We start from the raw sequence: 13616 nt of genomic DNA on the forward strand, positions 1-13616 counted from the left end.
ATGGCGCCTCCTTTCATTTAGGTGGTTTCGTCACGCCGAATCGTTCCGATAACGATTCACCGAGTAAGTTAAAGCTCGCAATGACGAGCATGATCATCACGCCGGGATAAATCATCAGTTCCGGATTCGTCCGGATGTACGATTTGCCTTCATGAATCATGGCGCCCCATTCCGCTGCCGGAGACTGCACGCCAAGACCAAGGAACGACATGGCGGAAATATCCATGATCGCCCAGCCCATCTCGAGTGTCCCGATGACAAGCAACGGCGGCAGGATGTTCGGCAACAGATGGGTCCGAAAGATTTTCCAGTGTGACGACCCATTGACGCGCGCCGCCGCAATAAAATTCTTTTCCTTCAGTGTCATGACGAGTCCGCGGAACATCCGGGCATAGTAAACCCACTGGACGAGCATCAAGGCGATGATGACCTGTTTGAGTCCCGGTCCGAAAATCCCGACGAGACCGAGCACAAGAATCAGACTCGGAAATGCCATTACCCCGTCACAAAACCGCATCAACAGTTGATCGACCCAGCCGCCGATGTAGCCGGCGAGCGTGCCGATCAATAAGCCGATCAGCAACGACGATGCAAAAATCAGGACGGCGAAGCCGAGTGACACCCGGGCGCCATATAACAGACGTGATAATGTACAGCGGCCGAGATGATCGGTCCCGAGCGGATACGTCCAGGACGGTTCCTGCAGTTTCACCGCCAAATTGACGAGAAACGGATCATGCGGCGCAAGCCACGGTGCGGCCAGTGCTGCGAGAAATAACAACCCTAAAAAAGCGGAACAGCCGATTAAAATCAGCCGTTGGTTTGACAAGCGGTGCAACAGGCTTGGTCGTCGAAGCGGAATATTCATCGTCTGTCCCCTCCTTTCCGGGCAATCCGGGGATCAATCGCCAGTTGCAATAAATCGACGAGCAGACTGCTGCCGATGAATAATAGTGCTGCCAGAAACACATATCCTTGAATGATCGGCATATCGCGGTCAAAAATCGCTTCGATGAAGTAGCGGCCAAAGCCCGGCCACGAAAAAACCGTTTCGACGATGATCGTTCCCGTCAACAGTTTTCCGAGATTCATGCCGAGCCCAGTGATCATCGGTGGAATGGCGACTCGGAGAACATGTTTTCCTAAAATAACCGTTTCGCGGATGCCGCGTGTCCGGGCAAACAAGACGTACGGTTCGCGTATCGTCTCGATGACACTCGTCCGCAGCAGCCGGGTATAAAGCGCAATCAGCGGTAACGCAAGCGTGATTGCCGGCAAAATGACGTGACTCGGACTGCCGATACCGCCGACCGGTAACAAATCCAACTGGACGGCAAAAAAGAAAATCAACAGATAGCCGAGCCAAAACGACGGAATCGATGCGCCGATAAAGGCAATCACCCGACTCAACTGGTCAAAAAATCCATTTTTCCGAATCCCCGCGAGAAAGCCGAGCGGGATGCTGACGATCACGGCCAGCAACAGACTCGACAGTGCCAGTTGTAACGTAGCCGGCAGACGAAGCAACACTTCACCGAGAACCGGTTTGCCGGAGACAAAGGACGTCCCGAAATCAAATTGGGCCAACCGGACGACGGTCGTCGCGTATTGTGTCATGAACGATTGATCGAGACCAAACTCGGCCCGCTTTTGCGTCAGCACCTCTTCCGTCGGTTGGATGTGAGCGGCAGCGAGATACGCTTCCGCCGGATCGACCGGTGACAGGTGAATCATCGCCGTCAGCAATAAAATCGCCAGGAGCAGGATCGGAATGACCGACCCGACCCGTTTGAGAATATAGACGCCCATTCCGTACACCTCCCTTATTTAATGCCGATTTGTGCGAACGGACTTTCATCCCGATTCGCCGCAAAGTTAAAGTTCGTCACATCCGACTGGTAAATCGCCATCTTCTTCAAATATGAGATCGGGACGAGCGCACCTTGATCTTGGAGTGACGGTAAAATCTCGGCATACATCGCTTGACGTTTCGTCTCGTCGGTCGTCTTCAAGACGTCCTTCATGTCCTGTAACAATTCCGTCTTGTTCGGATAAGCGGAAATCGCTTCTTTGAAGCCGAACCCGTCCGTACCGATGATGTTGACGAACGTGTGTGGATCATACGGTGCACCGAAGTTACTGTACATGTTGATATCGAACTTGTTGTCCTTGAAGCGCTGGACTTGATCCGGCAACTCGACACCGACGATCTTCAAATCGACCCCGATGTTGGCCCACTCCGACTGTAACGTCTCGGCCATCGCCTTTTGGAAAAGTTCCGCCGCATCATACATCATCTCGACCTGTAACGGTTGACCGTCTTTTTCACGGATCGTTTTCCCGTTCGGCAGTTTCCATCCGGCTTCGTCGAGCAACGTCTTCGCTTTTTCAACATCAAAGTCCCGTTTCTCGACCTTCAGTTTCGACGTGTACGGCAAGTTCGGCGGCAGGATGAAGTCCGCCGGTGCTTCCAGACCGGACGTGATGCCTTCGACTAACGTTTTTTTGTCAAAACCGTATTGCAACGCCTGACGGACCCGTTCGTCCGCCAGCTGTTTTTTCTTGGTGTTCATGATCAACAGACGGGTCGCAACCGGCTCGGACATCGTCGTCTTATAAGACTTCGTTTCTTTCAGCTGATTAAACGCATCAACACTGATTGCGCCTTCCCCGTAAATCAAGTCGATGTCCCCTTTTTCAAAGGCGAGCACGCGGGTCTCGGCATCGGGAATGATGTCGACCTTGATTTTCTTGACTTTTGGCATCGGACCCCAGTAGTTTTTATTGACCTTAAACGTCGCGTATTGATCCGCTTTGTACTCGTCAAGCACCCATGGACCGGTCCCGACTTCTTCTTCGACACCTTTTGACGTGTCGCCGTTTTTCGGGAAACCGGCTTCACCGAGGAAACGGACCGGACGGACGACCGCCAGTTCCTGAATCGTCGGGTAGTAGGCTTCCGATAATGTCATGCGGAATGTCTGCTTGTCGACGGCTTCCGTCTTGTCGATTTTGGAGATAAAGCCGAGCCAGCTATGTAAGGCTTTGTTTTTGATGACGGCATCAAAGTTCTTTTTGACGATCGTTGCGTCAAACGCCGAACCGTCGGAGAACTTGACATCGTCACGCAAAGTGAACGTGTAGGTCTTTCCGTCTTTTGAGATGTCCCACGACTTGGCGAGGAACGGCTCCAGCTTTCCACCTTCTGCGTAATGCACGAGCGGCTCATAGACCATCGACTGGGCGAACAGTTGTGACGGGTTATAGACATGCGGATTCATCTCGCCGATATCGCGCGGCCAGGCGAGGGTCAACGTATCTTTATCTGTTGTATTGTCAGCACCTTCGTTCGGATTCGAACAGCCGAACAGCAGTGTCGTGATTGAGAGGATGGAAACAGCTTGGATGATGGATTTCTTACGGCGTGAAACGTTCATAGTGGACAGGACTCCCATTCTTATTGATAATCATTTTCAATTGTAAGAGTGGGTGTTAAGAATTGTCAATGGATAATCCGTCCAACTGTTGATTTTCCTGTATTTGAAGTTATTTGTTATTGTTGTTCCACAAAATAAAGCACTCCCCCAAATAGCAGGAGTGCTTTTGTGATATTTTTTATACTTCGTGACAATCAAACGCCACCACTTCGACGTCACATCCTTGTTCCTCCAGATTCGGGCTGCACGCGTACGGACCGACTTTCCAGTCCCCTTCCCCGTGCAAATGCGCAATCCGTAGCTGTTCCTTCGTTTCACCGTCGACAAAATACAGTTCCACGTCCTGGTTTTTGAAGACAAGCTCAAACGTCAATGCATGATCAAAAACAGTATTTTCAATGTCACGCGACGACCAGTCAGAGTATCCGAAGGACGTGACGACTGCACCGAGATGCGATTTCCCGTCCGGAATGAATTCCGCTGAAACTTTTAGCCAGTGATCTTCGTTTAGATAAAGAAGGATCCCTGCTTGATCGTACGTCTGACGTGGATTCAATTTCACTTCAATCCGGCATGAGAACGATGCTGATGGAATCGATTTTAGTAAGGCGTGACCGGTCATCCGATTAAACTGATAGTACGTATTGCGCCAAAAGTCGGTATCGCCTTCCGTCGTAAATTTTAATTGCTCGTGCATGTCGATTTTGTTCGGCTGGTTGATCCATTCGTAATCTTGCCACATGTTGCTACCTCCTGTTTTTATAGAATAATACGCTAGTCATATCTCATTCGTTCGAACTCTAGATGCTTAGGCGATCCATCATTGGATGAATCCAAAAATCCGTGCCCCCAATATGCTGCTGTGTATTTCCCGTCTTTTTTCTTTACATTAAACAAATAAGACGTTTTTGGTTCATCTTCTAAAATTATGTCATATGCGTAACTAAATTTCCAAAACTGACCTTTTATTTGATAATCTTCTTTTTCCAACTTAAATTCTTGTTTTAGCTGGTCTTCTAAATACAGTTGGTGCAATACCGTTTGATGATAGATGTACAAAAAGCAAGATAGAAAAACAAGAAAAATGCTGAGTAAGATGAACCGCCCAATCCGCCATTTGCCGTTTTCTTTCCAAAAGTTCGTCATCGGCTCTCCTTTCCTGTTGTCCCACCGCATGATACGGTACGGACAAGGAAGATCTAGTTAACAAACTAACCTATCATGTAGAAAGAAGTGATCAACTTGAAAAAACACCTCTTGATGCTCTGCTTCCCGTTCCTCTTCTTAATTGTTCCGTTATGGGCGGATCGGCTGTCGCCACTCTTACAGGCTATCTTTTTTCTAATGCTGTTCATCTCTGTCTGTTTATCGCTACATACCGCGTGGTCTCTGTTCAACCGACGTTTCCCAAAGTGGACGGCGCGCGTCAACGGACTTCATCCGGCTCTCGGCATCTTGCTCGGTCTCGGTCTTTTGGCGGCGTTCGGTTATCTGTTCTTCAGTGTTTTTTCAATCGTATCGTTTGGTCTGCTCCAAGGCGTCTCGACGCTTGTCTTGATGTATATCGGATTGGCGATTTTTGTCTTTCTCCTCAGCTGTTTCGTCGAAGGGATTACACGCCAATCAAAAGACACGTTGTTTCAACCCGTCTTAATCTTCGTCTCTGTCTCTTATGTCGTCTTGACGACATTTGGGATTTTACAACTCATGGCGTAATCTCCAAACCCGTCTGCGCACGGGTTTATTTTTCGTGATGCAACGTACCGTCGGCATCGATCCGGACATGCAGCTTGCCGTCGAGTTCGAGAACAAGTGGACTCGTGACTGCCGGTTTTGGTGAGAATAACCACGTCCGTCCCGCTCGCCCGAGCAACAGATGGGTCCCGTCTTCCGGCGCCCCGAGGAAGTTTAAAAAGTCGACGTTAATCGGCTGATGGTACCGGTGAAAGACACCGAGTTCAGCAAATCTAGCCCCGACACCGGCGACGTCCGGCGTCGTCACGTTCATTTCGCCGATATCCAGAATGTCACTCACCGCAAACGTCTCAAGCGACTTATTCGGATTGACGTCATGCCGGGCAATCAATTCGACGACGTTCTCGTCGGGATCGTAAAAGTAGATGGAATGGGCATTGATGTTTTCAAAAAAGATTTCGTCTGCTCCATCCTCAATCAATAACGGCACTTGCTGTTGCAACCAGTCCTTGGCCAGCTGAAACGCATTCCCCGGAACGTTGAACGCAAAGTGGTATTGTTTCGGTTGCTGTGTCGTATCCTGTTCAAACCGAAGCTGACTTGTCCCGATTTGTACCGTAAAAGATGTTGCCGTTTCTTTGACGAGTCCGAAGCCAAGCGTCGTCGTATAAAAGTGTTGCATCGGTTTTACGTGATCTGTCCAAAGTGTTGCTGCCGTAATTTTCATTCCACATTCCCTCCATCTGTCTTTTAAATTCACTCGCTTCATTATACAACAATTGATGTATAATACTGGTTAAAAAGTAAGTACATACCTATTCAGAAATGGAGGAAAACAGATGAAACGTTACAGTATCGCATGCGCCGGAATTTCAACACAAGTCACAGAATGGGGCAACCCGAATCACCCGGTGATTTTTTGTCTGCATGGTCTCGGAGGAACGAGCCTCAGCTTTATTGAACTGGCCGATGCGTTGAAGCATGACTACCGCATTGTCTCGATTGATGCCCCGGGTCATGGGAAGACCGAACCGTTTCCGGATGAACGGGATTATCAGTTTGCCCGGTTTTTCGATTGGCTGAATCAGCTGTTCGAACAGTTGCACATCGAAGACTTTTATTTCCTTTCGCACTCCTGGGGCAGTTTCATCGCGCTTTTCTATCAAAAAGAACAGCCGGAGCGGGTCCGCGGATCGATTTTAATTGACGGCGGTTATCAGAGTAAACGGTTGCGGGGCACACCACTCGAGGAGGAATCTGCATTTTACGATACGGATTTTGAGGAGTCCGTCGCGACGTGGGAGGAATTTCGGGACGTTGCCGTGTATGGACCAAAGATGCGCCGGTCGCCGTTGCTTGATCTGGCCGGAAAAGATTTTGTCCGGATGCAGGACGGGCGTTACTACTGGCATGCCCGGGCGAAGACGGCACGCGCCATCTTGACGGCAATGTATCAAGACGAGATTCTCGACTTCCTCGACGATGTCCCCGGTGACAACCTCGTGTTGCTGCGTGCGACGTTACCCGTTTCAGAAGAACCGTTCCGCCAACAAGCAATTGCCCTGTGGCAGGAAAAAACCGGTGGGACTGTGATCTCCGCTCCGTCGACTTCCCACATCGTACACTGGGATAATCCGCAGTTTGTTCTGCAGGTAATTCAGGAAAACTGGTCGATTTCAAAATCGCTTCATTCATAACAGATAAGGAGAATCATCATGAATTTTGTTTTTGATTTGGACGGGACCCTCTGTTTTCAAGGTTTACCGTTGTCTCACCCCATTACAGAGGCGCTTCATTCGCTCGAAGAAGCAGGGCACCGTGTCATCTTCGCTTCAGCCCGACCAATTCGCGATCTGTTACCGGTCCTTTCGGAAACGTTTCATCACCATCTGTTGATTGGCGGAAACGGATCGTTAGTTTCTCGGCGTGGAGAAATCGTTTATTCAACGCCCTTTTCTCCGTCCGATGTCATCTATATGCAAAAACTGATTCAACAGATGGGTGCCACCTATTTAGTTGACGGTTTGTGGAACTACAGCTATACGGGGACCGCGTCGCATCCGATTCTCAAGAATCTGGATCCGTTACAATCCGCACAAAACGTAAGTCTGGCAGAACACGATGCCATTATAAAAGTCTTGATTTTAAGCGCATCGAGTATGGCGGACTTTTCGGAAGCATTACGCGAGATCGATGTCGTTTCGCATTCGCATGGTGAAGAGCAGGTGCTCGACATCAGCCCGAAAGGCATCCATAAGCGACATGCCCTTCACATCATGGGCATTACAACAGAAGGATATGTCGCGTTCGGGAACGATGCCAACGACATCGAGATGTTTAAAGGTGCCATTCATTCGGTCATGATCGGTAGTCATGCCGGTCTGGCTGCCTATGCGGATGAGCAGATTCCGTTAAACGGTTTGTACGAAGAACAACTTGTCGCTAAACTGCGTGAATTGAGTCTCCGTTTCAGTGCCAAAAATGGTTTGCCGACTTAATTATAAGCAATTGATTTGATGGAGTTTCGCTACCCGTCCATTCAGAAAGGAGGAAGACAACATGCCTGGCTTTGATCCGTTTTTGATGCAGTTGTTCATTGTTCCGGCGGTCGTCATCGGAGTTGGCGTATTTGTGGCGTCGCTTACTAAAAAAGTAGTGTTGGCCCCAGTCGTCACTTTACTGCTTAATTTGTTGTATGAGATCTGGTACGCAAAGTTTTATTACCAGTATGATGCGATCCATTTCAGTTCTTGGAATATCATCTTACCTGTCCTCTCACTCGGAATCGCTTGGATCGTCGTCACTGTAATTAAGCAAAACAAAACGATCTAAAAAATGCGTTTCATTTCATCCTGACGGAGAATGTTTACTTTTTACCTGAGTGTCAGGTTCAATGTACAAAAAATTTCAGCCAGACAAAATGGACATCAACTCTCTGAGCGATTCTTCAGAGGATGGATGTCCATTTTTTAAGGATTTCGATTAAGTAGCTGTCTCCAAAAACTGCCGAACGTCGTTCCGGGACTTCAATACGATGATGGTTTTGGTCGATGCCACTTGGTTGAGTTTCGATTGGATGTCCGGTCGTTGTACGTTCGGATAATTCCAGATCCATTTTAAAAAAGCAAAATCGATTTTTTCCGGACACCCTGCTGCCATATCTGTTCTTGGTTGATGGCGATGGCGGACTGTCCGTTTCAAGACGCGGTACACACATGTCGTTCGCGGCAAATCAAGAAAGATGATTGTATCCGCCGCTTGCAGCCGGATGTCCATCGTTCCGCCGTAATTCCCGTCGATGATCCAGTCGTCCTGTGCAATCAACTCCGTCTGAATGCGGGTTTGTTCTTCCCGTGGAACACCTTGCCAGTTCGGCTTCCAAAACAATGTATCCAGATGATAGACCGGAATGCCCAAGGTATGGCTGAGCTGTTTGGCTAACGTCGATTTACCGGAGCCCCCGGAACCAATCAGGACGATTTTTTTCATTCCATTTCCCCCTTTTCTTTCGAATATAGATTGATTTTTTTAATCCGCTGAAAATCCTTCCACATCGAAGAACGCTTCAACTTCTTGTTTCGGACTAAGTACTGGACGTCCGACCGGTTATCATACGACAACTGAAGATAAAAGTAATTGATGTACTCAAGCACGGCGAACACAAACAGAAATCCGGACACTTTTAGTCCGTTCACGGGATAGTCCGGATGCCAGCGCCATACGTCAACAGCAAACACCATGACAGCCAGTACGATGATCCCGCCGTTGATCTTTTGAAACCTGTGCAACCGGCGGACGACGTGTACCGGAGTGATTGAAGAATTCTCCCGTTTGAGCTGCTCCCGTTTGCTGTACCAATAATACGAACCTTGCAGCAGTAACAGTTCAAGGAGGATCAGCGACACCCAAAATGAACTGAGCGCAAACAGATGCAGCTCCGGAAACGTATACTGGACCAACCCGCTGATCGGGATGAAGCCGATGATGGAAAACAGTTCGCCTTTATACAGATACGTTAACCGGTCTTCAATCGTCTTCTTCACGAAAGGATCGCTCCTTCACTTGAAACCCATTCCAGTCGAAAACGTCCGCCGGGTCCGATCTGGTGCAGCAACGCCCGATCCGCCTCGATAATACGACCGATGACATTAACACGCTCGTCGGCCGCAAGATCCCGTTTCGTCAGCTGTAACTCGCCGGCATACCGACCGTACTTAAGATTGTCGATCGTGACCGATCCGACAGGCCGGTCTGATAAGATCGCAGGGTCAAGCCATCCATTGCCCGGTCGACCGTAAGCCCGTGACTCGACCGATCGGATGACATCCCGCGCTGGATCCATCCGGTTCGTCTGAATACTCGTCAACAGTGGATCATCATCGCCTTGACCCGTTACCCGGAGGACAATGATCCCCTCCTGATACGCAGCAAATTGCCGCATCGAGCTTTCCGACAAGCCCGGGTCCCCGATTAGAATCCGGTCAACGGACGCTTCCAGCTCGAGATAACAGGCAAACGGTGATTGTCCGCGGTGGTCTTCGAGCGTCGGTAACGTTTCGTGCAGCGGACCACGCAGGTGTCCGTCTCCCGGAATGAAGGCTTGGACACGGATTCCCTGTTCACGGAGCCACCGGTTTTTATCATTGAACCAGTCACGATCCAGTCCCGTTTCCGGTCGCGGATAAAAGTTGTGCCACGCCTCGACCTGCTCAAGCACAAGCCCCTCCGCTTTCATCGCGTCGAGTTCTTCCGCCGTCAGCGTACTGGCGTTTAAGGCGACCATCATCTGTTTTGACAAGTCCGCGACCTGTTTCGGTGTCACGCCGTAGTCGACCCGCAGTCCGGTCACGCCCCATTCGGTTAAGGTATCGGCATCATGCCACGTCTTGCCGAGCGCAGCAAGGGAAGTCGGGGCGATATCCGCGACGAGTTCCATCTCGAGCTGTTGCGTCAGTTGCCCGAGCGTCCGCAAGCGTTCCGTGTACAACGAAGGATCGTCTTCCGGAATATGTAACGAGGTAAAGATTGATGTAAAACCAATCGTCCGCATCTGTCGGATGCTGTCTTTCGCCTCATCTGTCAGTGGTTCACTCAAATAAACGGCAAGTCCTTTCATCTGTTTCACTCCTTCTTGTCAGCGGTGTATTCAAAAACCATCAATTGTTACTAAAGTTCCAATATAAGAATTTTTTAGGAGATGCCTCATGGATTATGATACCATTAGTATGAGATAGATAAAGGAGAGATTGCATGAAACGAATTTTGATTCCGTTCCTGTCGATTGCCTGTCTGGTATTGATCTGGAACGGCTACAGTCAACATGCCGATTCAAAGACGGACCTGTTCCAACATAAACATTCTTCTGTCGGCGACAACAGCGCCGTCGCGAATATCGTCAAAGAATTGGCACACCATCAAGAGTTGCATCAGATTGCCCTCGAAACGAAACAAACACCGTATGGCATCCATTTGACTTACAAGGACATCGAGACGGAACAAGTCGAACAGGAGATCAAAGAAACGGTCCTGTTCAACGCAACCTACCTGTTTGTCCTCGTCGATAACGTCGACCGGATTACGTTTACCTTCCCGGATTATACCTTCACCGTGACCCGCGATAAACTGAACGGCTGGTACAACACGCAACTCAGCACAATCGAACAGGAACAAGCAGTCACAAAATTGATTCAGCGTCATTTGAAGTCTGAAACCAAGATCAACCAGTTTTTTGCTGACTGATCTTCACTTATTTAGAAACCAATGGAGGTCATCTGTATGTTCGCTTGGTTCGGCATGACACGGGTAAAAAAAACAGATCGTCAGTTCTTTGGGAATCTGCAAAAACGGACTGTGACCTTGATCCTGCTGACAGCCCTTCTCGTGTTGAATGGTGTGAAGTCTCTGTTGACTTATCTGATTCCTGCAGCATACCTGACTGACTCAATCATTGCCGTTCTGCCAGAGACCGTGGGCGTTCTTGTGGCCTTGGTCTATGTCTTGGTCCTTGAACGTATGCTACAGGACAAGACCGTCGACACGAAGATTCAGTAAGCAAGGTCACGTGTAAAAAAAGATGGAACATCACCTCAACGTGATCTTCCATCTTTTCATTTCCCCTGATATCCTCACATCCAGTTAAATCCCATCTGCCATTTCTTCTTTGAAACCAAACCAGAATGTAAACAAGAAGCCAAAAACGTACGAGATGACGAGACCGCCGATATACGTCAGGTACATCCCGTTATCGATCAACGGTGTCAACGACAGACCAGATACACCGACCCCAAGCGCCGCCGTCTTCATCGTCGCTTGGAAGGCACCACCGACTGCGGCTCCCATACAGGCTGTCAGGAATGGACGCCCGAGCGGCAAGGTAACCCCGTACAACAACGGTTCACCGATACCGAGGAACCCGACCGGAATCGCTCCCTTGATGATGTTGCGCAACCGTTGATTCCGTGTCTTGACGAAAATCGCCATCGCTGCCCCGACTTGGCCGGCTCCCGCCATCGCAAGAATCGGTAGCAGTGCCGTATTGCCAATCGTATTTAACAACTCCAAGTGAATCGGTGTCAATCCGTGATGGAGACCGACCATGACGAGCGGCAGGAAGAATCCGGCGAGAACGGCACCGGCAAGCGGACCACCGACTTCAAGAATCACGTTGATCGCCTTCATGATGCCGTCTGATAACACGCCGGCGACCGGCATGATCGCATAAAGTGCCGTAAAGCCGACAATCAAAACAGTAAAGAGTGGCGTAAAGATGATATCAATCGAGACCGGCATGAACCGGCGAATATGTTTTTCGAGATACGTCATCAACCAGGCGGCAAAGATGACCCCAAACAAACCACCCCGACCGACGACTAGCGGTTCACCGTAAATGACGATGTCGACAAGTAACGGATTAAATAGAATTCCGCCGGCGATTGCGCCGAGAACCGGTGTGCCGCCAAATTCCTTCGCCGTATTCCAACCGACGAGAATCGCTAAGTAGGCGAAGACGGTACTACCTATCAATAAGAGAATCTGCATCCACGTTTCCGTCGCATCCACCCCGGCATTTTTCGCAAAGTTCGCCGCTCCATTGATGATTCCCGATGCGACGAGTCCCGGAATGAGCGGGATGAAGATGTTTCCTAAACGACGTAAAAAGCGTTTGAACGGTGATTTTTGTTTGTCCTTCACTTTTTGCCGTTCGATGGCAGCCCGCTCTTCAAATGTCAGATTCTCATCGACCGACTCCTCACCGATCGCCAGCCCCGTCTCACGACTTAAATGATCAGCCACCCGGTTGACCGTTCCCGGTCCGACGACGATTTGCAATGTCTCGTCATCGATGACCCCCATGACACCGTCAATTTGTTTGAGGGCCTGGATGTCCGCTTTCGTCGGATCTTTCAGCGACAACCGGACACGTGTCATACAATGGGCCAGTTGCCGGAGATTATCTTTTCCCCCGACATGTTCAAGGATGGCGGATGCCAACACTTCTTCCTTCTTCATGTTCGTCCCCCCCTTAAAGCGCGTCGCGGACGAATCCGTGCGCACGTTGTAATCGTTCGACCGCCTCAGTATACGAAACGTCCGCTAAAATCATCACGATCGCCGTCTTGACGTGACCATTTGACGATGTGAAATAACGCGCGGCTGTCTCAAGCTCAACCCCTGTCGCTTCCACGATCATCCGTTTGGCCCGAATTTCGAGTTTTTCATTCGTCGATTGGACATCGACCATCAGGTTTTGGTAGACCTTCCCGACACCAATCATCGCCGCCGTCGAAATCATGTTCAACACGAGCTTTTGTGCCGTCCCGGCCTTCAGGCGTGTCGAGCCGGTCAAGACTTCCGGTCCGGTTTCGACTTCGATCCGAAAGTCCGCGTGTTCACTGATTGCCGCCTGTTTGTTGCAGGACAATGCAGCAGTCGTCGCACCGACTTCACGTGCATAGTCCAGACCGCCGATCACGTAAGGGGTCCGGCCGCTCGCAGCGATGCCGATGACGGTATCATTCGCTGTCAGCTGAAGTGCCTGTAAATCTTCGACAGCAAGCGTTTTGCTGTCTTCCGCTCCTTCGACGGCTTTGATGAGTGCCCGTTCGCCCCCGGCAATCAGACCGACGACCATGTCCGGTGAGACCCCGAACGTCGGCACACATTCGGCCGCATCCAGCACACCGAGTCGGCCGCTCGTTCCAGCTCCGATGTAAATCAATCGTCCATCCGCTTGAAACGATTGAATGACCCGATCGACGACTTGTTTGATGACCGGTATTTCCTGTTGAATGACAGCGGCGACCGTTTGATCCTCCGCATTCATGACCGTCAACATGTCTTCGACCGACATGTCGTCGAGACGCATCGTCTTTTCATTCCGGCGTTCTGTCGCTAATTTTTCTAACATGACCTTCATCCTCTCTGACAACTCCTTCTACTTCCTCTATAAAAAATATAATAACAATTAAAATTAATAATTAATGA

General features: G+C 49.8%; 17 protein-coding genes. 6 read left to right on the plus strand and 11 right to left on the minus strand.

The annotated features are described in order from the left end of the window. Positions 1-13 precede the first annotated feature (13 nt). The 5 genes from nikC to P397_RS0110065 form a co-directional block, all read right to left on the minus strand. Positions 14-868: a nickel ABC transporter permease subunit NikC gene (nikC, locus tag P397_RS0110045; protein WP_051523971.1), complete on the minus strand. Its 855-nt coding sequence runs from the start codon at positions 866-868 to the stop codon at positions 14-16. Then, on the minus strand, positions 865-1809 hold the full coding sequence (locus P397_RS0110050; RefSeq protein WP_028106434.1) for an ABC transporter permease: 945 nt from the start codon (positions 1807-1809) through the stop codon (positions 865-867). The genes nikC and P397_RS0110050 overlap by 4 nt, the downstream gene beginning before the upstream one ends. 14 nt (positions 1810-1823) lie before the next feature. Next, positions 1824-3437, minus strand: a complete 1614-nt coding sequence (gene nikA / locus P397_RS0110055; protein ID WP_028106435.1) for a nickel ABC transporter substrate-binding protein — start codon at positions 3435-3437, stop codon at positions 1824-1826. A gap of 178 nt (positions 3438-3615) precedes the next feature. Continuing rightward, entirely contained in the window at positions 3616-4179 is a 564-nt protein-coding gene (locus tag P397_RS0110060) for a DUF1349 domain-containing protein (protein ID WP_028106436.1), read from the minus strand. 32 nt (positions 4180-4211) lie between these two features. After that, entirely contained in the window at positions 4212-4583 is a 372-nt protein-coding gene (locus tag P397_RS0110065) for a hypothetical protein (RefSeq protein WP_028106437.1), read from the minus strand. Between the two features lie 87 nt (positions 4584-4670). On the opposite strand from P397_RS0110065, the gene P397_RS0110070 reads away from it, so the two are divergent. After that, on the plus strand, positions 4671-5153 hold the full coding sequence (locus P397_RS0110070) for a hypothetical protein (RefSeq protein WP_028106438.1): 483 nt from the start codon (positions 4671-4673) through the stop codon (positions 5151-5153). 25 nt (positions 5154-5178) lie between these two features. Here P397_RS0110070 and P397_RS0110075 read toward each other — a convergent pair whose 3' ends face one another. Then, on the minus strand, positions 5179-5859 hold the full coding sequence (locus tag P397_RS0110075) for a glyoxalase (RefSeq protein WP_028106439.1): 681 nt from the start codon (positions 5857-5859) through the stop codon (positions 5179-5181). 112 nt (positions 5860-5971) lie between these two features. Here P397_RS0110075 and P397_RS0110080 point away from each other — a divergent pair, with 112 nt between their 5' ends. The 3 genes from P397_RS0110080 to P397_RS0110090 all read left to right on the plus strand — a co-directional run bounded on the left by P397_RS0110080 (position 5972) and on the right by P397_RS0110090 (position 7964). Beyond that, positions 5972-6829 carry an alpha/beta hydrolase gene (locus tag P397_RS0110080; protein ID WP_028106440.1) on the plus strand — a complete coding sequence of 286 codons (858 nt, stop codon included), beginning with the start codon at positions 5972-5974 and terminating at the stop codon, positions 6827-6829. An 18-nt stretch (positions 6830-6847) separates the two neighbouring features. Continuing rightward, positions 6848-7630, plus strand: coding sequence for an HAD-IIB family hydrolase (locus P397_RS0110085; RefSeq protein WP_028106441.1), 783 nt, complete (start codon positions 6848-6850; stop codon positions 7628-7630). A gap of 61 nt (positions 7631-7691) precedes the next feature. Then, a complete protein-coding gene (locus tag P397_RS0110090) occupies positions 7692-7964 on the plus strand; it encodes a hypothetical protein (protein ID WP_028106442.1) in 273 nt (90 codons plus the stop codon). Between the two features lie 150 nt (positions 7965-8114). On the opposite strand, the gene P397_RS0110095 is transcribed toward P397_RS0110090, so the two are convergent. Genes P397_RS0110095 through P397_RS0110105 form a run of 3 tightly spaced genes read right to left on the minus strand, consistent with a single transcriptional unit; the run spans position 8115 to position 10248 of the window. Next, positions 8115-8621: a DNA topology modulation protein gene (locus tag P397_RS0110095; protein WP_026833164.1), complete on the minus strand. Its 507-nt coding sequence runs from the start codon at positions 8619-8621 to the stop codon at positions 8115-8117. Then, on the minus strand, positions 8618-9175 hold the full coding sequence (locus P397_RS17295; RefSeq protein ID WP_051523974.1) for a hypothetical protein: 558 nt from the start codon (positions 9173-9175) through the stop codon (positions 8618-8620). The genes P397_RS0110095 and P397_RS17295 overlap by 4 nt, the downstream gene beginning before the upstream one ends. Further along, complete coding sequence (locus P397_RS0110105) at positions 9172-10248, minus strand: DUF871 domain-containing protein (protein ID WP_028106443.1); 1077 nt, start codon at positions 10246-10248, stop codon at positions 9172-9174. The genes P397_RS17295 and P397_RS0110105 overlap by 4 nt, the downstream gene beginning before the upstream one ends. A gap of 134 nt (positions 10249-10382) precedes the next feature. Between P397_RS0110105 and P397_RS0110110 the strand changes: the two genes are divergently transcribed. Together P397_RS0110110 and P397_RS0110115 are read left to right on the plus strand one after the other, a co-directional pair. Further along, positions 10383-10871 carry a DUF4825 domain-containing protein gene (locus P397_RS0110110; RefSeq protein ID WP_028106444.1) on the plus strand — a complete coding sequence of 163 codons (489 nt, stop codon included), beginning with the start codon at positions 10383-10385 and terminating at the stop codon, positions 10869-10871. A 36-nt stretch (positions 10872-10907) separates the two neighbouring features. Next, the gene (locus tag P397_RS0110115; protein ID WP_028106445.1) at positions 10908-11183 is read left to right on the plus strand and encodes a hypothetical protein; all 276 of its coding nucleotides are present in this window, start codon (positions 10908-10910) and stop codon (positions 11181-11183) included. Positions 11184-11267: 84 nt separating this feature from the next. On the opposite strand, the gene P397_RS0110120 is transcribed toward P397_RS0110115, so the two are convergent. Continuing rightward, on the minus strand, positions 11268-12641 hold the full coding sequence (locus P397_RS0110120) for a PTS transporter subunit EIIC (protein WP_026833168.1): 1374 nt from the start codon (positions 12639-12641) through the stop codon (positions 11268-11270). Positions 12642-12654: 13 nt separating this feature from the next. Beyond that, complete coding sequence (gene murQ / locus P397_RS0110125) at positions 12655-13539, minus strand: N-acetylmuramic acid 6-phosphate etherase (RefSeq protein ID WP_028106446.1); 885 nt, start codon at positions 13537-13539, stop codon at positions 12655-12657. Positions 13540-13616: the final 77 nt, after the last annotated feature.

Origin of the sequence: Exiguobacterium undae DSM 14481 (assembly GCF_000620805.1) — a bacterium.
Classification (GTDB): domain Bacteria; phylum Bacillota; class Bacilli; order Exiguobacteriales; family Exiguobacteriaceae; genus Exiguobacterium_A; species Exiguobacterium_A undae.